The organism is Clostridium sp. AN503 (genome assembly GCF_040719375.1).
In the GTDB taxonomy this organism is placed as follows: Bacteria; Bacillota; Clostridia; order Lachnospirales; family Lachnospiraceae; genus Brotaphodocola.
Map to the genome: position 1 here is coordinate 394,935 of NZ_JBFDTP010000001.1, position 23,352 is coordinate 418,286.

Annotated in this window: 6 protein-coding genes and 1 pseudogene; all 7 read right to left on the bottom strand. The window is 50.4% G+C overall.

All coding sequences use genetic code 11. The annotated features are described in order from the left end of the window. Positions 1-61: 61 nt before the first annotated feature. The gene (locus AB1I67_RS01685; RefSeq protein WP_367028090.1) at positions 62-2,311 is read right to left on the bottom strand and encodes an ATP-dependent RecD-like DNA helicase; all 2,250 of its coding nucleotides are present in this window, start codon (positions 2,309-2,311) and stop codon (positions 62-64) included. 125 nt (positions 2,312-2,436) lie between these two features. Further along, entirely contained in the window at positions 2,437-3,441 is a 1,005-nt protein-coding gene (gene mreB / locus AB1I67_RS01690; protein ID WP_367028091.1) for a rod shape-determining protein MreB, read from the bottom strand. 318 nt (positions 3,442-3,759) lie between these two features. Then, positions 3,760-3,911, bottom strand: a pseudogene (locus tag AB1I67_RS01695) (toxin-antitoxin system HicB family antitoxin); the annotation flags it as partial. Between the two features lie 611 nt (positions 3,912-4,522). After that, positions 4,523-17,434: a SpaA isopeptide-forming pilin-related protein gene (locus AB1I67_RS01700; protein WP_367028092.1), complete on the bottom strand. Its 12,912-nt coding sequence runs from the start codon at positions 17,432-17,434 to the stop codon at positions 4,523-4,525. Between the two features lie 97 nt (positions 17,435-17,531). Next, positions 17,532-18,506 carry a hypothetical protein gene (locus AB1I67_RS01705; RefSeq protein ID WP_367028093.1) on the bottom strand — a complete coding sequence of 325 codons (975 nt, stop codon included), beginning with the start codon at positions 18,504-18,506 and terminating at the stop codon, positions 17,532-17,534. 491 nt (positions 18,507-18,997) lie between these two features. Next, the gene (locus AB1I67_RS01710; RefSeq protein WP_367028094.1) at positions 18,998-22,396 is read right to left on the bottom strand and encodes a hypothetical protein; all 3,399 of its coding nucleotides are present in this window, start codon (positions 22,394-22,396) and stop codon (positions 18,998-19,000) included. Between the two features lie 171 nt (positions 22,397-22,567). After that, positions 22,568-23,329 (bottom strand): hypothetical protein, encoded by a 762-nt coding sequence (locus AB1I67_RS01715; protein ID WP_367028095.1) that lies wholly within the window; start codon positions 23,327-23,329, stop codon positions 22,568-22,570. Positions 23,330-23,352 lie beyond the last annotated feature (23 nt).

Sequence of the window (23,352 nt, forward strand, 5' to 3'; positions counted from 1 at the left end):
TCAGTGATAACTGCAGCTTTTGAAATAAATTGATTCTAACCGCGATAGAAATCCCCTCCTTTTACTCCGCTTCCATGACTTCCCGAAGACGTGCTTTCAAGCCTGTATAGCGCCGCTGCTCCGTCTCATTCTCCACCATGCCCTGGAAGGTCTCAGGGATACCCACAAGGCATACGCAGGAGCGGGCCCGGGTCACTGCCGTATAGATCAGGTTCCTGGTCATCAGCATCCTGGGGCCGGAATGGATCGGGATGACCACCGCCGGGTACTCGCTCCCCTGGGATTTGTGTATGGTGATGGCATAGGCAAGATCCAGCTCCTCCAGCTGTTTAAAGCTGTAATCCACCATACGGCCTTCATCAAACTCAACCGTCAGCTCCTCAGCAAACTGGTTGATCTCCCGTATGACTCCGATATCACCATTAAACACGCCAGTCCCGGAATCCACCGGGATCCCATAGTGGTTCCGGGTTTCCCACTCGATCTGGTAATTGTTCTTGATCTGCATGACCTTATCGCCAACGCGGTATATGGTCCCCCCCGCCTCTTTCTCCGGTTTGGAGGGCGCCTTGGGATTCAAGTACTCCTGGAGGATGCCGTTGAGCCGCTCCACGCCCAGCGCACCCTTGCGCATGGGCGTCATGACCTGAATATCAAATGGATCGGCATGTACATATCCCGGAAGCTTTTCTTTGATCAGTGTGATCATGGCGCTGATGATAGCATCCGGCTGGTCCCTCCGGATAAACAGAAAGTCATTGCTCCGTTTACCCAGCATGATCTGCTCCCCGGCATTGATCCGGTGGGCGTTGACAATGATATCGCTCTCCGCTGCCTGACGGAAAATACGGGTCAGCATGACCACATTGAAGCATCCAGAGTCGATCATATCCCGAAGCACATTGCCTGGACCTACGCTGGGAAGCTGGTTCACATCCCCCACCAGGATCAGGCGGGTACCCGGATTCACCGCCCGCAGGAGCGCGTGCATCAGGTAAATATCCACCATCGAAGTCTCATCGATGATGATGGCGTCCGCGTCCAGCGGATTCTCCTCGTTGCGCTCAAAATGCATACCGGAGGTATCGCCGTCGTCGGCAGGAATCCCGGACAGCTCCAGCAGCCTGTGGATCGTCCTCGCCTCATAGCCTGTGGCCTCGGTCATCCTTTTGGCGGCGCGTCCGGTGGGCGCGGCCAAAAGGATCTCCATCTCCTCCTGCTCAAAATACCGGATGATGGTATTGATCGTCGTAGTCTTCCCGGTACCGGGTCCTCCTGTGATGATCAGCAGACCGCTGTTGACCGCCTCGGTCACCGCCTGGATCTGCAGTTCATCTGCCTCGATCTGTTCTTCTGCACAGATGCGTTCCAGTTTCTTTTTAATCTCCGCCTCCGGCTCGCTGCCGCGGATGTTCAAGTCATGGAGCATGCGGGCCGTGTTCAGCTCCGTATAATAATACTGGGCGGCGTAGACATGGCGGGACGGGGTCTCTGCAGATTTCTGATCTTCCCCCGTTTTTACCACGATCTTCTTTTCCATCTGCAGATCCATCAGATGTTTTTCCATCACTTCCGGGCCTACATGCAAAAGCTCCGACGCCGATTTAAGAAGTTCCTCCTGGGGCAGGTAAGTATGGCCATTGGCTACCGACTGGAGCAGGGTATAGAAAATACCGCTGCGGATACGATAATCTGAATCAGTAAAGATCCCAACCCGCTGGGCAATTTCATCTGCCATTTTAAATCCCACGCCCTGGATATCGTCCGCCAGCCTGTAAGGATTTTCTTTGATGATACCATACATCCTTGGACCATATTCATTGTAGATCTTCAGCGCCAGGTTCATGGAGATGCCATACTCCTGCAAAAACATCATCGCCTGGCGCATTTCCTTCTTTTCTTCCATCTGCTCCGAGATCGCCATAGCCATCTTCTCGCTGATGCCCTTTACTTCCGCCAGCCGTTCCGGCTCCTCCTCGATGATGCGGAAGGTATCCGCCTTGAACCTGCGGACGATCCGCGCTGCCAGAGCCGTCCCGACGCCCTTCACAGCTCCGGAACCGAGATAACGCTCCATGGACTCCGTGTCCTCCGGGGCTTTCAGCTCATAGCTCTCCACCTGGATCTGCTCTCCGTAGATCGGATGATCCACCTGCCGCCCACTGGCCTCGATGAGATCCCCTTCATTGATATAAGGAAATGTCCCAACCAGAACATATTCTTCATCATCCGCATTGACACTCAGGATGGAATAGCCGTTTTCTTCATTCCGAAACTTTATTTTTTCAACAAATCCATTTACTGTTGCCATCTCTCCCGCTCCAAACGTATCTTTTGTGGGTTTGTTCCCATAAAGGCAAAAAGTCCCGCGTCCGCGATGGACACGAGACTTCTATATTGCTATATTTCAGGCTGCTCTCTACAACTCTCCAAAGATCAATACTCCATCGCCCTGGCATCTCCGTGTTGGAATTCAATGAATTTACCGGTACCGATCGCTACGGCAGTCAGCGGATCTTCCGCTACCATGGTGGTGATGCCCGTCTTCTCCTCGATCAGCTGATCCAGGCCGTTTAACAGGGAACCACCTCCGGTCATCACAATGCCCCGGTCAAAAATATCCGCTGCAAGCTCCGGCGGTGTGCGCTCCAATACGTTGTGCACCGCATCTACGATCTGCATAGCCGGTTCCTTCAGCGCATCCAGCGTCTCATCCGATGTGACCACTATGGTCTTCGGCAGGCCGGTAACCAGGTTCCGTCCGCGGACTTCCATGGTCAGGACTTCGGGCCTGCGGTAAGCCGCGCCGATATTGATCTTGATCTCCTCAGCCGTTCTCTCACCGATCAGGAGGTTGTGCTTCTTTCTCATATAACGCACTAGCGCCTCGTCGAAGTCATCACCAGCCACCTTGATGGAGGTGCTCACCACTGTTCCTCCCAGGGAGATCACTGCGATGTCGGCAGTACCGCCTCCAATATCTACGATCATATTACCGCAGGCCTTGGAGATGTCAATGCCTGCGCCGATGGCTGCTGCAACCGGCTCCTCAATGATGGACACATCTCTGGCGCCTGCCTGATAAGTCGCATCTTCGACCGCCTTTTTCTCCACCTCAGTCGCTCCGCTGGGGATACAGACCGCGATGCGCGGCTTGCGAAGGGTCCTCTTGCCCACTGCCTTGGTAATGAAATATTTTAACATCTTCTCTGTCACGGTATAGTCAGAGATAACGCCCTGACGCAGCGGTCTTACAGCAATGATATTACCCGGGGTTCTTCCGATCATCAGACGTGCTTCCTCACCGATCGCCATGATCTTGTTGGTATCACGGTCGATCGCCACAACGGACGGCTCTTTCAGCACCACGCCTTTGCCCTTGATATATACTAAAATGCTCGCCGTACCTAAATCGATACCGATGTCATTGGATACTAACATTATCATTCCTCCTGTTTGTTCCTTACAGTCCATTTTTCTCGAATTTTAACTCTAATCTCTCTTATTATATACAATCATAGCATTTTTTGAAAGGGTTTTTTTATTTTTTATTTTCTTTATAGTTTTTTTATTGTGGAGACACATTTTTGACACAATTGTTTTTTATACTCTAAGTACATTATCCGAAAGGGTAATGAACCTTTGTTTCAAGTGCATACTTGAAATTACAAAGCTTTTTCATACTCATACCGGGCAGTTTAAAACTGCCCGGCCCCCCTAAAGACTTTCCGCTCTGCTTTGTGCAGGGCGGTTTTTTATTCATATGTCATTCTTCGCCAGAAGGTACACACAATACTGGTTCACGCTTACCCCTTCCCGCCTGGAGTGTTCCGCCAGCTGACGGTGCAGTGACTTGGGGAGGCGCAGTTTAAACTGCCAGAATATTTTTCCAGATCATCCGGTTCAGGAATCCTATAAGGGAGCTTCATGTACTCATCGATTGTTCTCATTGCTTTTCTCCTCGCTTTCCACTATTTCTTTTACCATTGGAACGTATATCTTCTTTATTGGTTCATTCTTTGGAATCGTAATCGGCATACATCTATTCTTTCAAAATGTAACGTGACCGCTGCCGCTTTTGGGCTCCCTCATTTCGTATCTGTAATGTTCCAAAATACGCCGAAGTTCATCAAAACGCCAATCTTTAGACAACAAAATTATCCTGTCCAATAGTTTATTCCATTGAGACATATCCTACTCCTTCTACATACGTTGGTGTCATATATGGTGTCAATATTATAGTAGTCAACATAGATTTATACAAAGGTTCATTTTTTTCTAATAATTTTTATTCTTTTTTCATGAAAAGTCCACAGTTTACTCACATTTTGCCTGTATTATAGATCTTGTAAAGCAAAAAGCTTTACGATACTCATACCAGGCAGTTGAAAAACTGCCACCCCCCTAAAAACCATTTTCTTTAATTTGTATACCTACCATTCCCAAAGTTTACGGGGTGAAAAAGGCTTCCCACCTTTTTCACCCCGTAGGCATTTTTATGAATCATTTTGCCGGCTGATTTTTACTCCGGTCCTCCATCCCTTTTCTTCTTTTTCAGAATACAGATCCCCAGAATTGACAGCAGCATGATCCAGCCATACATAAGCCTCTCTGAGGCGTCTCCTGTTCCCGGAAGCGGAATCATGATGCTTCCATCCGGACCGAATATCAACCAGCCTCCGGCCTTTGGCGATTCCGGTATGTAAACAGCGGTGATCCGGCCGATCTTTTCCGGCACATCCGTTTTGGGGGTGTCAGGCGCCGGGTGATCCGGCTCTCCAGGTTTTGGAGTATACGGCTTACGCCTGTTTTCGCAGACCACCGTAAAAATTTCCCTTCCGTGTGGGACGGTGAACCATATATCTTCCAGGGGCAGATATCCGTAAGGTGTGCGGATCTCTCTTAAAAGATAGGTTTCATCTGCTGTTAAAATTCCCTTCAGCTCATGGGGGACCGTCCCTGATATCCATATGTCCACCACATTGCCGTCCCTGTCCAGGATCTGGAATTCTGCTCCCTGCAGCGGTTCTTTCGTATCTCCATCCAGTTTCTGCACCTGCACGCGGGTAAGGCCGTCCGCCATGATCACTTTTTCCGGCGTCCCGTCTCTGTTCACCGTAAAACGGATCTCTGACGCGTATGCATAGCCCTCGGCAGGACGCTCCTCCCGCAAAAAATAAGTCCCACCTGGTTCAAGCTCACCCAAAATCCGGTGAGGTTCCTTCCCGGAGATCCAGGAATCCAGCAGGTTCCCGCTCTCATCTGTCAGGGACATATGGCACCCCGGCAGCTCCTCCCCGTCAGTGAGATCCTTTTTTGAGATGGAAACATCTGTCTTTCGGTCTGCAGCCGTTATCTGGCTCACTGCACCATCTTCGTTCAGTGTAAAAGCAAGACGGTTGGTTTCCTGCACCTCCCCATTGTCAAAGGTGGTATATTCTCTGACCCTGTAGCTCTCACCCTTTTTAAACAGCACACGTTCTGAAGTATCGGAAACCTCTCTGGAAAAAACGGCGCAGGCTCCGGAATCCTGTATTTTCCCGGAACTGAGTACTGTGTTGTCACGCAGACGGGTGATCTGGAATCTGGCATTCCGGTATGGTTCCGGGTCGATATGTACAAACCGGTTGCCTTTCAGTGAAAGGCGGTCCCCACTGTGCACTGTCCCCGTACCTCCATTGCCCCAATACGGATAACTTCCTCGCAGCTCTTCTCCATTGTCGGCAAACAGTCGGATCTCAAATTCTTCAGTCTCGTCTCCGCAGAGATTCTTGCCGGAACCAGTCACTTCATGGTACAGGGTAAGCTCCCCCGGCTGGAGCACAGGCACTTCCTTTTCTGTTATAACTGTATTTCCATTGTATTTTAAGGAGGCAGAAATCCTGGAGGAGGTCCCGCCCACTTCCGTGGCAAACGTGACGGAACCGCTTTGGAGAGGCTTTATGTCCTTTAAGTCAAAGACCAGGACTCCGCCAGCCTGCACCTGGCTTTTGTTCTGAAATCCGCCGTTATACTGTATTCCACCGCCTCCATCCAGCACGTTCGTGCCGGAATCCAGGTGGATCGTCAGCCTCATATCAGCAGCAGCGTTGGACAAGTTTACATAAGTCACAGTATTGAGCACAGCCTGTCCCGGGTCCAGCGCTTCACCCGGGCTGGTTCCGGGATTGTACATAAGGATCCTTGGATTCTCCGGCGCTGTGTTATTATGGATCGTAGTCTCTGTCATGGCTTCTCCTGGATGGAACTCTGCAACAGGAGTTCCGTCTGCAAACTCCATAGCAAGCGTCACATCGGTTACCCGGCGCACCGGAAGCAGGTTTGCTCCCGTGTCTTCTGTATCCTTTTCAGAGGGCGGCATGCCTGTCACTCTGCCTGTGATAAGCTCCGCCCCATCGGAATATACGGTCTTTTCTGTAAATGTATTGGATTCTTCCGTTTCCTGTGTATGGTATACTTTCACGGCATAACGCCCTTTGAGCGTTACCGACTGAATAGAATCCAGGTCCAGCACCTCTATATTCTCCTGATTCTCCGCCGCGGTTATATAGTTTACCGTAACGGTACTCAAGCGGTTGCTCATATCCGCTATTTTCCGCCCGTCTGCCGACAAGGTAAAAATGACCGGTTTCATAATGTGATAACCCGCAGGAGCCTCCTGCTCCTCCAGAAGATAACTGCGCCCGGCAATCAGCCCTTCCAGCACATGAGCCTTCCCGGACTGTTCCGTGGTCCATGTGTCAACCGGACGGTCCTTATCATAGATCAGGCCGTCCTCGTCATCCCGCCCTGTCAGTTCATAGACTGCCAGTCTGGCTCCCTCAACAAAGGCGCTTTCCCCGTTATCATCCCCCAGGGCATCAAAATCTTTTTTGGTGATCTCCACGCGGGTTTTCTGGTTCGCCACCGTTACCTTTTCTTCCGCCTGTTCTCCAAATGCAAAGGATACTCCATTCTTATCAGGGGCAAACTGCCAGCGGAAAACCTCAGTATTGACAGCATATCCGTCCGGCGGGATCTGTTCCTTCAATTTATACAGATACGGTTCAATCCTCCCGTCCTCCTGTACTTCTCCTACAGGCAGCCCCTTAACAACTGCGGTTCCATGGGGGATACCTATGCTGCGCGTCAGGACCGGATTCCTCTGATCGGATTTCCTGTATGCCGCCAGCTCAAACACTGCGCCTGCGAGGGGCCTGCCAGCCCCATCGTTTTTAACGATCTCCAGCGTCCCCTCTGCCGGAATATCCGTCACACGGACGATCCGAACCTCGTCCTCCTGCTGGTACTCAAGCTTCACTGGTTCAAACAGGGTGTAATAGCTCGGACTTTCCAGCTCAGCCAGATAGTAGGACCCTTCCGGAAGCCTCCTGATCTCATGGGGCCGTAAATCCCCCGGCGCATAGCCTTCCGGGATCCGGTTGTTGATGCGGTCAAGCTCTGTATAAATCCCATCCATACCGGTGATCCATTCTTCCACGAGATACTCCGTGGCCTGGATGAAGCTGCCGCTGCCGTCTGCACGATACAGCCCCAGATGCGCTCCTGCCAGTTCGCCAGCCTTATCCCTGGATGTTTTGGAAACAACCAGTTTTCCTTCCGAGTTTTCCACATGATAGCGCTGGATATCTCCCGTATCCACAACAGTCACAAGCTGGTCTTCCGCCTTACAAAACCCATCCGGCACCACAGTTTCCGACAGCACATACTTCCCGCCGACAGGCAGATAATCCATACGGCGGCGTCCTTCCAGCGTCTGATAGGAATTGGCATAAGCATTGATATGAGGAAGCTTCCGGTAGTCAAACTGGTACTCAAATGTAAAGTCCCTTCCTCCCGCATTCGCATTTTCACCGTAAATACAGATCCGGATATCCTGTCCGCCGTCTGTCCGCCAGGTCATTGCCGCCGTGGTCGGATATAGGGCAGTGTTTCCTCCATCTATGGACGGATCAATCTGTTCCACAAAAAGGCAGGATGCAGTCCTAAGCTTACCGTCAGCTTCCCATGACACGGAAGTACCCGGCTGCGTGCCGTACTCGCGGTATACCGCCTCAAAAGCAGGGACGAATCCGGCATACTCGCTCCCGTCACCGCTCATCCAGTTATCTACCGGGCGATCCTCATAATACATGGGTTTCCCTTTCTCCCAGACAACGTCCCCATCATCATCCAGCATCGCCTCATAAAGAGTAAAAACAGCTCCGGACAACAGTTTTTTCTCCGTTCCGTCAATAAAATATTTCTCCACCTCAACCTTGGTATGATCGTCATTCATGATAAAAGTCTGGACTTGCGGGGTGTTTGCAACTTCTACTTCCAATGGACTGCTTTTAACAAATCCGTCAGGTGTATTTAACTCCTCCAGCACATAACACCCTACCGGGATTCCTTCCATATAAAATGGCACTGTCCCGGTTGTCCATTGTGCCGTCAGTTTTTCGGGCGCAGTTCTGCGGCTGTCGGTGGACGTATAGGAAAATGGTTCTTCCGTCTTCTTTTCCAGATAATATCCCCTGGGATATTTCTCCGTGTTGTCCGTATAAATCCGTCTTGCCTCATATAATGCAAGCTCCGCCCCTGGCAGGGTTCGGAAACCATAACCTCCTGCACGCCCCGTTTGGCAATCCTCTGTGCCGTCAACTTTATCAATCAGGATCTTTGTGGTCTTCTCCACCATGCCCGCCTGCTGCGCAGCCGGAACTTCCCGGACAGAGATGCCCACCGGCAGCCCTTTTAAATACCCTTCCGGTGCTTTCAGCTCTTCCATAATATACCGGCCCGCTGGCAGCCGCTTTAGTATATCCGGCTGACCGTCTGTCATCTGATCCTGGAACGGGTCGTTTGGCGTTTTGGCTGAGGTGATCCAGGTATTTTCCAGGATATATCCCTCACCCAGGCGGTGATACAGCGGCTTTCTCATGGACTCTGCAGCGTTTAATGGGGCACCATCGCAGAGTTCTTCGTGGTCATTGATCCTGTAAGCTGCATTGTTATACTCCTCTAAGTTGTCACTATCCTGTTGACGGACAAAATCACCGTTCCGGTCATATAGATCTGCGCTCTTGTCGTAGGTCCCCTCACTTCTCTGGTAGTATTCCGGCAAGCCGTGTCCGTCATAGACCGGATTTAAACTCTTTTCAAAAGCTCCGTTGTTGTCATCCGACAGCACCTCATCATTCATATTCTGCCCAGCCTGATTGGTATTGACGCTGGTCTCCTTATGGCTTTCTTCCCCTGCGTCCGATCTCCAGCTGCCCGTAATGTAGCCAGATTCTGTATGACGATAAGATGGGCGTTCCCCTCCAGGGATCTCATGGCCGGAATTGTTTGTTATATCCAGTGTTGACTCTTCCTGATATCCGTCCTGGTTCTCTCCCACTGTCGCGATCCGGGACGTGGTGATCTTGTCTCTGGCTATCACATTGCCATACTCATCCCGGCGGATATTCACCGACCAGACAAGCACCTGTTCTTCGCCCTCCGGTGTGGTCTCCACTACATATGCCATTCCTGTGTAGGGATCTACCAGGGCATCCCGGTTCCCGTCACGGTCCAGATGGTATACAAGGGTTCCCTCCCCGACCTCCAGAACCTTATCTCTCGGGGAGTAATGGATCTTCGTAAAATCTCCGTCAACAAATTCCAGGTAGGGGGTCCCGCCCTTGAAAGCAAAAATAGAATGCTCCGTGTCGGTCTTTTCAATGTTTTGCTTATCTGATTCTATTTGTTCTATTGCCACTTTTCCATAATCCCGGTCATAGCCATAAAGGATCTCACGACCGTCCACATTCTCCGACACGGTCACGGCAAGGCTGTCCAGATCGTAGTACAGGATATCTGTGTCATGACGCTGCAGTGTCACCGCCGACCAGACATTGCCGGTCTCCATGATCGGTTCCCCGTCCTTATCCACTCCGGCCTGGTATTCCACTGTGATCTCCTGACCATCCGAGTCCTTTTCCTTGACAAAATCTACCTTCTCCCCGGCATAACCTTCCTTCACATACATCCGGGTTATGTTATTGGTATCGTTCCGCTCAATCACCAGACCGTTATAGGCGTGATCCTCCGTATCACCGGAAGGATTGAGCGCGATCGCTTCAAACAGGGCCATGGTGGCGCCCGCCACGTACTGGTTTACATCGTCGGCAGTCTCAAGTGTCCGGGTCACATAACCGTATCCGGCAAAATTTCTTCCGTTGTAGATGATCTCCACCTGTTCCCCGGCTGACCGCAGACCTGCAAGATACTCCAGTGTGCCTTTCTTCCATGCGTATCCAAGGTAATCACCGTTCTCATACGCATATACAAGGGACGGATTATTGCCAATATCCACCAGCTTTCCATCGACACGGCCGCTGATCTTGAACGTTACGGTTTTATCGGCTGTAGTGTTTGCTGTGGTGATGCTGGATTCTTTCAGTTTTTCCACCTGCAGCTTAACTGGCTGGTTCTCCACATTGATCCGCGCAACATTTACGGTATCCTGCGGCTTACTGCCATTGGCTGTCTGATGATCTGATTCATACTCGTACAGGGCAGCGAGGATTCGGCTGTCCCGGTTCCCCTCTTTGTAGTATGTAACCTTGTCAGAATAGATCTCGATTGCCACTGGCTTTGTACGGGCATACCCAGACGGGGCTTTTACCTCGCAGAGCACATAGCATCCGGCACTCAACGGCTGTGGGGTTTCCAGATATCCAACTGTCTGAAGCTGGTATTCCGCTCCGGTATTATTCTCCTCCGTCTTCATTTTCCCATCCCGGACCGTGGAATAAGCTTTAAATGCCACTGTCTGGAGGCCGTAACTGTCTCCCAATGCGATCTGCTCCGGCTCCTGGCAGACAGGAGTTCCTGCCGGGACCACACCGCTGTAAAGATTTCCCGGCCCATACTCTTTCCCGGTCAGACGGTCGATCCAGCTGGAGCGGCGCATGATCTGTTGGATATGGTCAGCTCCCATGGCTTCTAAAAATTCCCTTGTTCCAGTGATCGTTGTATCCGTGTCATAAAACAGGATTTCTCCATTTCCATCCCTGCTGTCGTCACGTTTGGCTGCATAGATGTTAAAAAGCGCACCATCGTGCAAAATATTCTCATGGGTCTCGGAATCCAGCTTTTCGATCCGGAGTTTGGCAGTATAAAGCCTGTTTCGGAACTTCGTGTACCCGAACCCTTTATAGAAACTTTCCCCTGTGGTCTGGTTCTCGGCGTCCTTCACTTCTTCTGCTGAATTTTCTGATGCCTTAATGCTCCACGGTACCAGCATGGAGGCGTATTTTCCCTGATAAGCGGTCCGGATGCCATGCATGGTCATGACATTATCTTTATACTGAATGCCGGGCGCATTTTCCTCCGTCACATTGCCGCTTGGAAACGGGACGTCACCTGCGGTCCCCGCATGCTCCGATACGGAACTGTAGCGGTAGTACTTTGATACAGAGGTTTTTGCATTTAGACCCTCAGACAGATAATAGGGAACAATTCCATTTGTCCGGTTATCCTCTGCATTGTAGTAGTTCTTATACGGGCGATATTCGGACTGGGTCAGGGCATAGTAGTCTCCTGCATCCGGCACTGCGGGCGCTCCGTTCTGGATCTGTTCAATCCTTGCCCCATACTTATACACTTCAAAGTCGCCCTCTGCGTTCCTGCCCCGGATAATATGTCCGGAAGCTCTGATATCTTCCTCATTGAAACGGATTCTATAACGTCGCTCCAACTCTGGTTGGGAAAGAGCTGCGTCGTAATGATAGTACTCGTTCAACACCTCCGGTGAAGCCTGGGAACCGTCATAATCCTGATAAACTGCCGGAAGAGTCACTTCCCTGGGTCTGTCGATCTGGTAATGCTTGTTCTTGAAATCTTCAAGGTCTGCATAGCGCGGCTGCTGTTCCACCACCACATAATCACCGTATGGCAGATAGGTCGAGGTTCCAAAATAATACCCTTCCCCGGAATCTGTGGTATCGCCATATAAAGTATCTGCGGACAGGGTCGTGGTATCCTTGTCACTGCCGCCATGTTCTGCGCTGTCCCATTCGACCGCGTAGATCTCGTCAAGGTCGTAGGTAAAGAATGGTTTTAAGTAGTTTTCGGATTTTTGAAGCGCTCTGTGAAGAGCTTCATCATACAGCTCATCGGCATATTTCACTTTCCCGTCGGCGTATTCCTGTTCGATAGCTTCCTGCGCTCTATCTTTTTTCGCCGTGTGGCTTCCGGCTGCATCACGCACCAGTTTTTCCACCTCATCATCCAGGTACCATTTGATTGCAAACTGGCGTACCATATCGGAAGCTTTTGCATTCTCTATGGTATCTTCTGTACGGTTGATCTGGTTTCCGATGGGCTGCCAGCTTGTGTAAGTGGGGGCTGCATCGTCCCACTTATCATGGTTGGCTGCTGCAATGGCATCAAAGAACTTGTCATAATTATAATCCTTCACCATCCGGGTTCCGGTCGCGTCCTCCGCCAGACGATCCACAGTCTCCAGGATTGCCGTGTAACCACTATTCTGATCTTCGTGAATCAGGCCATCCGAATAGCTGTAGAGTTCCGTGTTGGCTATCAATGCGTCCCTTGAATCCTGATACAGTGGTGTGGTTGCATGGGGCACTTTCGTATAGATTTTGCTGACCCTAGCAGGAAATATCCGGTTTGCCTCCAGTACGTCCAACTCACCGCCCTTTCGGTCCTGCCAGGTCACCGTTCCATCCTCATCCCGGTACAACCGCTCCAGATTGGATTTTAAATAGGTCTTGAAACGGAAGTCTGCCATTTTTGCAGCCCGCTTATCCTGCCCGGCCAAACCGCCAAACAGCTTCGTCCACCAGTCCTCATGTACCTCTGCATAGGAACTGGTGTTGTTGTAGGAGCTGGTGTCTATGGACTTGGTCACTTTGATCTGCTGGCTGATGATCCGTTCTGTCAATGGATTCGGGTTTGCATCCGTGTTACCGTCTTCCCGTAAATCATGGTTTCCATTGTAGATCAGGTTCTGGTTTTTGATAAAGGTCTTATCCTGATCAAAAACCGTGCCGGTATAGACACTGACGCCAGCGCCGGTTATCCTGCGGATGTACTCGGAATTGTTCAGACTGTCTCCCTCTTTGTACCCCCAGACATTGTTGGGGCCAATCTTTGCAATGTCATCTGCGGTGATGATCGTACTTCCGTCCGGGATAGCGACTGTGAAAGCAGATACCTTTGTACCACCCAGATCTGCATCGTTTGTTCCCACATGAAGGGTGTACTGACCAGACACCGCATCATAATAAAAATAAGTGCTGCCCACGGGATCCGCTGCTTCCTCCCTGGATGCCACCTGAGGCACCTGGGATGTGGATGTTGCATTCTCCTCCACGTCCTGCTCCTCATAGATCGGCTGATAAACCCGTCTGCGGACCGGATTATAGCCGGTGCTTCCATCTGCAGACCAATATTCATACAGGATATCTCCGGTCTCATAGTGAAGGTACTGGTCCAGTTCGGAGGCATGATCCATCACATCCAACGGCATCCCTGACTCATCTACCGTATAATCCGGTGACATCTGCACCTCATAGCGGCCTCCCGTCATCTGTCTCATCACCATGAAATGATCGCCGGTGTATTTCCGAAGGATATATCGTCCTGTTGTCTCGTTCAGTTTGAACAGGTACCCGGCAACTGGAGTCCCACTGTCATCTGTCTCCACCATGGCAAGCTTGTCCGGTGTCATGCTGACCGCCAGCTTTACGACAGCGGTATCCCCGGTCAGGGTGACCGCCTGAAGGCTGCCATAGGTGAATACCTTCTGCGCCTGGAAATAATCAAGGATTGCCTGGATCAGAGAAGCGTTGGTCGATACGTTAGTGACAGTTATCGTTACTTCCGGATTGCCATAATCCCCATTCCGGGCCTCATCATACACCGGCTTGTCTTCGGTGGAATAGTTCGTTCCTTTTGGAGTTTCCATCCCCAGCTGACGCATCATGCCTTCCAGTTCGCATTTTACATAGCGGAGGTTATCATCCTCACCGGTAAAAGCAGACTGGTAGCGTGCCGGATCTGTGGCTGTGGCAGCTCTGCCCGGTTCCAGTTTATCAGCTGTGCTGGCGTATACATGGGCCGCCCGCGGAATGTCTGCCACTGCCGATGGATTTAAGATCCGGTTCCCGGCAGCGTCCTTTTTATAAATGGCTGCATCTTTTGCTGTCTCATACAGCGGTTCTTCTGCTGCATCTGCCCATTCATGTCCGATGACCACATTTTTCTTCACAGTATTTATTGTTACATCATTGAAATACAGGTCCGCACCATCCGGGATGCCATCAATGACCACATTATATCCCTCTGCCGTGTCATTGGAGCCGATGCTGAACTCAAATAAGTTCTCCCGGTTCCCGAACTCCTTTAGCTGCTCCGGAAATGTCACGATATGGGACAACTGTCGGTATACCCATGCACTGCCGACCGGATGGGACATGGAAGATTCCGTCTCACCATAGTCATCTCTGGTTGCCTCATCCGCATTGGTCACCGCCATGTCTTTTCCCGTGACGGAAAGCTCATAGCCCTCGGAACGGGACAATTCCTTAATATAATAATTTCCAAGAATGAGCGGCCTGCCGATCCAATAATCCCCGTTGACCCCCAGACAGTCGGTGTATATCCTCCCTTTCGCCTCGTTGGCGTTTGCTTTCCGGTAAATGTCTGAATCATAGAGGTTCTTCGGGTATGATTTTCCGGAATACTCAATCTGGCCTGTCTTATAGTTGTATGTGCTGTGGGGTTTTTCGGTGATCGTCAGAAAAGAGCCGTCACCATTTTTATCTGTCACCGCTACTGCTACTAGGTCGTTTGCATCGAAAATAATGCCAGAACCTTTCTGCACGCTTCCATCTGCCGCACGCTGGGTGTCCGGCCCGTAGATATCATCCGCAGCGAAGAGGCCGTAGACCGCGCCCTCCAGCGTGGCGTCTCCCTGAGTGTCACCATACGCGCTGTAATCTTTGTTTTCTCCTGCCGTCAGTCCCATGTCCCGCTTATTGAAATGGATCTGTCCCGGTACCCGGTGATCGTAGACATGAAAGGTATGGGCCAGATTATCATGGGGCCCCTCCGTCACACCCGGCTGGATATCCAGGGAAGTATCGCCAAAGCCCTCTGGATCGGTCTCATAGTTCCCCATACCGTACCCCGTAAGACCCGGCTCATCTTCTGCACCATAAAGGTGCTTACGATCTGGCCGACTGCTGGAATACTGGTAAACCGCAGGACTGGCTGCATTAGAGGATGTCGCCTGTGTAAAGCGTTTGGTTCCTGCCGCATTGGAATCTGTCGCTGTTTCTGTTATCAGGTCGTTGACCAGCGGTATTTCCGACAGGTCATCTTCTTCACTATCCTCCTCTTCATCCAGATCGGATGCAGTCGCAACCCGGATATCATCATCTGCAACTATATTCACTGCAAAACTGTGCTCAGAGATAAACGCGTCCGGAAGCCCAAAGAAACTGTGCAGTAAATTGACTGCTTTTTCCCCTGCCGGAAGATCATAATGCTCTGTCAGGTACATTTTTCTCATGTTTCCAGGTGTTGCACTATCCATGTTTTCACGGATAAAACCAGTTCTGTATTGAATTGTGGCTGTACCTTCGTCACCGGAATCATTTTCTTCAGCTTTCCTGTTTTCCCTGGCAATGCGGTTGCGCAGATAGCCGGATACCTTAATATCTTCATTGCTGGCTTTGGTCCATTCCGCCTCCTGGTCAGCCTCAGAGGAAGCCGTAGTGATGATCTCTACCGGCACATCGTCCGGATGACCGTTTTGCCCATGGATGATATAGCCGTCCCTGGCATCTGTTTCCCGGAATGTATAGGAGTAGCGCAGGTTGATAAAATTGTCATACGCTAAATCCCGCACGGCCTTACAGCCGGAATTTCCAAATGCCTCACTCTCTGACGGCTCGCTCTCACTGCCGCAAAGCCAATGGTGCAGGGTCCCATTGCTGGCTGAAGACTTTGCCTGACATTCATCCACCTTTTCCTGCCATTCCTCCATTAGCTGCTCGTATTCATCGTCGTCCTCACCTTCGCCGCCGTCGCTTTCCGGTTCCGGCGGAATCGGATGCCCATTGCAGTATGCATGGTCGAAATCATAGTAACGTTTGTCCGCATGGCTGATATAACCGTCCTCGTCCGTCATCAGGTCATCGTCAAAGACCAGCCAGTCCTCCCAGGTAGTCGGCGCTTCACGCATGTTTTTTTCCATCAGGTTCCCGCCGTTTTCATTCTGCTCAAGTTTATTCTGGTCGGGAAACGCCTCTAAGACCTGCCAAGTGGAATCTTTTAAAGGATGGCCTGTCTCGTAATCGTATTTTTTAAGGTCCACCTTGTAGTTGCTCTCGAAGGTTTCTTTGTGTTCATAGACGACATAGCTGATCTCCCCGCTGTCGCCGCGGTTCCCACCGCTTCCGCCGTCCGGGGTGCCGGGGGTTGGGATATAACCATCGCCAGTGGTCATATAGAATTCCGGGTATGCTTCTTCAACCTTGCCAACAGCGCGCATTAACACCTGGGCCTCGTCCGCGCGGTTGCCGCTGACTGCCGTATACTTCTCCAGCCTCCCATTGACCTTTACCACCTTGAAATATGCAGGATCGTATTTGACCTTGATCGTGAAACCCGGAGCTTCTCCGACAGCGATCAGAACGCCGTCCTCTCTAACCACATTGAAATGGAGCGTCGTGGAAGTCTCTGTCTTTACCACGGTGTATCCTGGAGGCGCGTAATACTCAAAGGTGCAGTATTTCTCAAACGCCGCAAGGTCTGCCAGTCCCATCATCTCATACAGTTTTTCCTTGCTGAACACGCCTGGCTCGGACCGGATCGCGTTGATGGACATGGCTTTTTCCGGAGTATCGTATTTGCTGACCAGGGTAAAGATGTCCTGTGGGCTTTTGCATCCTGTTGGAACGTTCTCCAGATTCATGAAACCATCGTTGGCCATCATGTTGACCCAGGCGTTATCGGCAAGTTTCCAGGCTACTTTCCGGGCCTGATCTTTGGTCAGGTTTGGAGTATAACGATATTTTTGAAAAGAATCATCCCCATCAGCACTGCCAAATGCTCCAATGTATGCCCAAAAAAGTCTTTTCTGTTCCAACGTACCCTCAGAATAGTTCACATCAGCAGTCACTTTTTTATAATCCATCGTGTGGTTAGCTGGTGCACCTTTGTTTAAGCATAACAATTCCGTATCTCGAAGTTCTCCTTCGATACGTCCTGTAATATAAGGTCCATTGGGATCATAATTCGTATTTATATGAATTTTAAATCCCCACACGTCCAGTAAGTTAACTGGAAGATATGGTACCGTCACCATGCTGACAGTCAGGACTGCCAGAAATAATGCCACCTTCCCTTTCGTTTGTTTCCTCCACTTCATCATTAAATTTCCTCCCAAAGTCTTTTTATAAAATAACAAGGCTACCAAACAATTCCTTGTCTGATAGCCCTGTTATAACTTTTTCAATATATATTATCTATTATCTGAACTGCATCACGTCAGCATCTCTTCCGCCATACCAAGCATGGCTTTTATAAATTTGAGTACCATCCGAAAAGATCATATCATGAATAACCCCATCCAGCGTTTCTGGTTTCTGGTATCCCTGCCTGTCACAAAACTCCCCAACTTGCTGAAAATACTTTATGTCTCCAAGCATGTAATAACCCTCAGAGGGGTCATAGATCTTAAATATGGTATCCTTCGTTGCAGAATCGTTTGATAGCCATACACCGTTTACCCTAAATAAAGTATACATATGATTTCCAACCCCATGACCAGAAACCGGAAGATTTACACAGAACCCCAAATAATTTGCTGCATTCACATACCCACCGCAAAGTGCCGTCCCATTTACTAGACATCCATATGTTAAATTACTTTTATTAGAATCTGGACTATCACTATGATCATACTCTGCTTGGTTAATGCGCTTCACAATCCTGACTGCTTTCTCCTCATCTGATGCATTCCGCCAATCAAAACTGTTCAAAAATTCTCGCGTCTCGCACTCCAATGCAGCAACCTCTTGGCTATTTATTGCCCAATCATCATAACCGACAGGTTCTACTCCTGCCAATTTCGCAATAACTAAAAGTTCTTCTCCTGTACCAGGACACATCAGATAGCGGAAATCATCATTTTCTGCCGCGTGCCGATACATATATTCACCGATAGGGCTTGTATGTCCATATTTGGGGTCCGGTGTATAATCACCCGTATTTAATAACCCTGCAGCTCCAATATACATATCCTCCCATATCCAGTTGAGTTGACCGGTAAATGGATTAACTGCCAGCCAATCCTTATATTCCCTCAGCGGATACTGCTCATCATACCCCTCAGCTGTATCCACACTTGTTTCCTCCACAGTATCCGCCCAAACTGTCTGTGCCGGCACTCCTACAGCCAACATCATCACGCACATCCCTGCCCATACTCTTCGTTTTCTCATATTCCTTCCCCCATCTTAATATAGTACTGAACCATAGAATCAATACAACCTGCACATTTTCTGATTCATCAAAAAACCATCTCACATAGAATCCATAAACAATCTATATACACCTTCAAAATATGAAGTTATTTTTCCCACTCATTTCCATTCAAATATTTCCACAACCATATCGCATTTTATTTCTCCCTCTTCTGCAACTTTATCACCAAGACATTTACACGTCAACAAAGCCGGACCAGTATTTCGTATTTATACAATTTATGTCATTTTTTAAAAATCATTTCACTTGCCGCCCATCAATTACAGGTCATATTCCCCGCCTGGCAGAAACCAAATAAATCGTATGATCTGCTGGCTGCCTACAATACCCGGCAGCCAGCGATCTTTTCTCTCTATTCCACACGCTCTATCTCATTCTCACTATCAGCCCTTCTCTCTATTCAGTTTTCAAGGTACATAGACAGGCCTCTGGCATTCCACACTACCAGTTACTGCTCCAGCGCCCCATCCTGGTCTGTACGTCTTCCGTCGGGCGCTGTGTAATCCCGTTTTAACGCTCCTTTTGTACCGTCGGAAGCTTCATTGAAGTAATAGTATCGGTCATCGACCAGGCTCCATCCGGTCAGCATCCGCCCAAGGGTGCCGTTGGAAACCGGATTCAGAAAATAAGTGTTTCCATTCTCATCGGTATACCACCCTGTCACCAAAAAACCTTCCGAATCAAAACGGAACCAGTCATACACACTCTGGCCTGAAGCCGTATTTGCATAAGGATTATGAACTGCCGCCCATTCGTTTGCAAACGTCCTGGCGGTGTCCATAAACATCCACCGGCCTGCAGCATTCTGGACCCAGGTACCGGTGACTACATAGGATGGCAGGGATGGGCCTGACGCCATGGTCGTACCCACGGCAGTTATCCCTTTGGAGCTGCCGCCCGACGATCCGGAGGATGAACCGCCTCCGCCTCCTCCCCCGCTGCCAGAAGAACCGGAAGTTGTCTCATCCAGTGTCTCAAACCGCACGGTTATATGACAGTCCGCAGTCACATGTCCATGGGTCTGATCCTCGCTGGTGACAGTCACTGTTTCATAGTTCAGACCATTTCCATCCACCTTGAGGAACGGATCTGCCTTTTTCCGTTGTCTGTCAGCATTGATGATATTCTGGATCCATGCCGGATTCGCCTGCCCTTCCGGGTCAAAATTCACGGAAATCCTGCAATCCTGAGAATAATTTCCCGATGGAACCAATGTGATCACTTTCCCGCTCTGCTCATCAGCCCAGCTTACATTTTTTAAAAATGGCTGATTGGGAACCAGGGATGCGGTCAGCACTATCGGCTCCGTGCAGGTAATGCTTTCCACCGGGTTATAGCGGCTGCCGGTGAGCCTGCGCGTGATCGTAAATGCCAGGTCCTGTTTGTTAAGCGCCATTTGCTCCACCCTCAGGGTTGTATTGTCTATTATCTGGAAGTCCACAGCCACGCGGCAGTTCCCATATACCGGCTGGTTATTTACGGAAGTGTCCGGGTTGGTGGCGGCTGTGACGACTGCATATTTTGTATAAACAGTATTGCCGATCTTTTCCCGGTACTGGTTGGCTGCCTGCGCCTCTATTTCACGGACTATGATATCCTGAATAAATGAAGAATCCAGATTCGGCAGAACTGCCGCGTCCTTCAGTGTATATCCATTTTCAGACCGGTTTATGAGCAGGTTTTGATCATCCACCGACCAGCGGACCGTCCGGTCCACAGTCTGTCCGGCTCCATTATGCTCCGCGTGGACAGTAACCGGCTGCACTTCCACGGTCTGGTCCTGTTCTCCATCAATATACCGGGCGATCAAAATACCCTCTGCATTTTTGACCTCGGTAACAATCTGCGGGTGTTTTCTGTCCCCGCTGCGGGTCTGTGCGACATGGATGGCTGTCTCAGCCGGATCAACAGTCAATATTGTCGTGACCTTGACATATTCTGCATTCAGTTCTGTGTCACATGCAGGCATTATAAAAGAATAAGCCCCTCCATTTATGTAATTCATCGGCTCTGCATTGCCATCCTCATCCTGATAGGTCGGCGGCTTCACCCCACCTTTTTGTAAGACGTCCGCCGCCATCTGATAACGGTCCCTGCCGGTATTCCTGGGCGCTGTGGTTACCGTTACTACCGCACCCGGAGCAACCGCAGCGGCATGGTCCTTGTCAATCGCCCGGTAATAGGGACTGCCTGTCTCAGAAATGGCTGTCAGCGACGCTACGTCCGTGTCAAAGGTACCGTTGGCATTTCTGGCATCAATCCTTGCGACGGACACCAGATAGCCACGTACCGGCTCTCCCATATGCCCTGGAGCAAAATGATCGATCTGGAAGGCCAGGTCTTTCGCATAGCCATCCGCGGTAAATTCCCGTTCCAGCTTCTGAGTGACGATATAACGTATCCCATCTTCCAGTTCTTCATAAAAATACCGGTCCCCACAGCCGTATTCTGTCTTCCCCGCAACCGTCGCATACTTACGTTCCAAGTCCGTCCAGTAACCAATATGAGCGGATTTCGTGAAGCTGTTATCCCCGTCAATATTGCTTCCGAACACCAGTTTCGCTTTGGCGGCTGAGGTAGTGAATAAATATGCCAGGCGGCTGTCTTTCTCTGTTCCGTAAGTAAAATTGTCACGGCTTTCACGGGTACCCACAAAAGTCCCCTCCCGCGACGCACTGCCGTTATTTGTCCGGGATATATCCCCTGCCATCCGGGCAAGGATCAGGTTGCCGCTTTCATACTTTCCGACGATACCTCCTGCAGCCCTGGTTCCATTTCCTCCGACTGTGCCGTTTACATAGGAATTGTAAATACTGGTCTCGCGCATCCGGCCTGCGATCCCGCCAACATAACCTTTTCCCTGTATCCGGTTGGCGTCTCCATTCTGGGTAATGACCGTATTGTCAACCAGATACGCCCGCTGCACATTTCCTGCTATACCTCCCACATAACCTCCGGTCCCTGTGGAATTCAGGATGATCCCATCTGCACGGCAGTTTTCAATCGTCACCTGATTATCTCCGCTGTCCGGCTTTTCGCTCCCGCATACCTCTGCCGCAATGCCTCCCGCATCCTCCGCAGAGTGAACGTAACCGGATACCGTGACATGCGCAATCACCGTGTCGCCCATTACTTTCCCGGCTAAAACTGCGGAATTTTCTTCCCCGTAAATATCTTCGCCTTCCACTGTCAGATTTCTGACAGAACCTCCGTCAATGGTTCCAAACAGTCCAATATTCTTCAGGTTCCAGGCGGGGTTTATAATCTTTAAACCAGATATGGTGTTCCCACATCCATCAAAGTTCCCCCGAAAAGGATGGGATACCTCCCCAGCCAGCTCTGAACCATTCTGGTACCAGCCGATCGGATTCCAATTGCCGCTGTTTGCCTGCAGATCGCTTAAATCAATATCCCGGGTCAGCTCAATATACTCTCCGGAAAAATCCCTGCCGGATGCCACCGCCTCCGCAAGCCCCATAAGCTGCGCCAGGCTGCTGATCTGATATGGATGGGACGCTGTCCCTGAACCCGGGAAATCCGCATCACCGCTCCAGTCCACCCACAAATCGCCAATGCCCGCACCGCGCAGCAGAACGGAGGGTGTTGCAAGCTCATATTCTGGCTGCTCCACATACGATGGCGTCGCCAGAGTATATTCTTCCAGGTCATTCTCTAAAATCTCCTCCGCCTCCCCCGGTGTGGCCTGTATCTGGGGGGCGGAGCCGCCTGCTCCTTCCTCAGCCCTTGCCATCATACTCCGCTCCGGCCACATTCCCTGCAATATCAAAACAACGATCAGCAGAAATGCGAGCCGTTCTTTTCCAATTCTTTTTTCTACAGATCTCATCTGTCATCCCCCTTTTCTATCTCTGCGGCAGGACAAATGCCGGACGTACTCCTGTGGTCCCGGTCAGCTGAACTTCTAAGTCCTCCGCATCCTTTCTATCCCCGGAAAGATTTATAATATTTTTAGTACTCTGTTTTGCAGGTACTACGGGCGCGGGGTGGATATTTCCATTTACCAGATCCACAATATACACCAGACCCGTATCCAGATTCCCGCAGTCACCCGCCGGGCTGCGAGCCAGTAGCCCTTGCTGAACGGCCCATACTGGCTCTCCGGATTCTCCTCTTTGGCACCGTCAAAACGCCACAGCCATTCCCGGTATTTAAAGGCCTCATCTACCGACAGGATAAATAACTGGTCCGTCATTTTCTGGCTCCCAATATAACTGCCTGCCAGTCCTCCGGAAAAACTGCTGTATATTCCTTCCGTCGTACTTCCCGTATAGGCGCGGGAAACACCGATATTGACCGGCTCTGCTCCATCCATACTCTGTTCCGCCGACTTGAGCCATCTGCGGACAGCAGAGTATTTATAGTCACAGGATGTACCAAAATTCACGATTGGACCCGGAACATACACATAGCCATGATCCCTGTCATCCGGTGTCTCAAACTCATACCTGGAACCATAATTGGCAGGTACCACCGTGTCACACAAAAATAGTGCTGCCTGTCTGTGATACCCCATCTCATCGGAATAATTCTCGTCTATACATCGGAACCGGTATGTTTCACCGTCAATCTCACGGACGACTGTATCCCCCAGGCTCCAGCGCATCTTTTCCTCTGAAGCCCCTGTCCTTACCCCCGGCTGGAATGCCGCCCGGAACAGATCTGCCGATACAGCCGCGCACACCGGAGCTGTCACCGCCAACGCCAGCACCGCGCCCATCAATGCCGCCGGAGCCGTTTTCACCTTTCTGTTTCTTTTCATATACCTCCTTCTTCCCCGTTTAT

What these genes read in the sequence shown, in the direction of transcription:
- AB1I67_RS01685 (WP_367028090.1), bottom strand. Translation starts at nt 2,311, where the DNA reads ATGGCAACAGTAAATGGATTTGTTGAAAAAATAAAGTTTCGGAATGAA.
- mreB (WP_367028091.1), bottom strand. Translation starts at nt 3,441, where the DNA reads ATGTTAGTATCCAATGACATCGGTATCGATTTAGGTACGGCGAGCATT.
- AB1I67_RS01700 (WP_367028092.1), bottom strand. Translation starts at nt 17,434, where the DNA reads ATGATGAAGTGGAGGAAACAAACGAAAGGGAAGGTGGCATTATTTCTG.
- AB1I67_RS01705 (WP_367028093.1), bottom strand. Translation starts at nt 18,506, where the DNA reads ATGAGAAAACGAAGAGTATGGGCAGGGATGTGCGTGATGATGTTGGCT.
- AB1I67_RS01710 (WP_367028094.1), bottom strand. Translation starts at nt 22,396, where the DNA reads ATGAGATCTGTAGAAAAAAGAATTGGAAAAGAACGGCTCGCATTTCTG.
- AB1I67_RS01715 (WP_367028095.1), bottom strand. Translation starts at nt 23,329, where the DNA reads ATGAAAAGAAACAGAAAGGTGAAAACGGCTCCGGCGGCATTGATGGGC.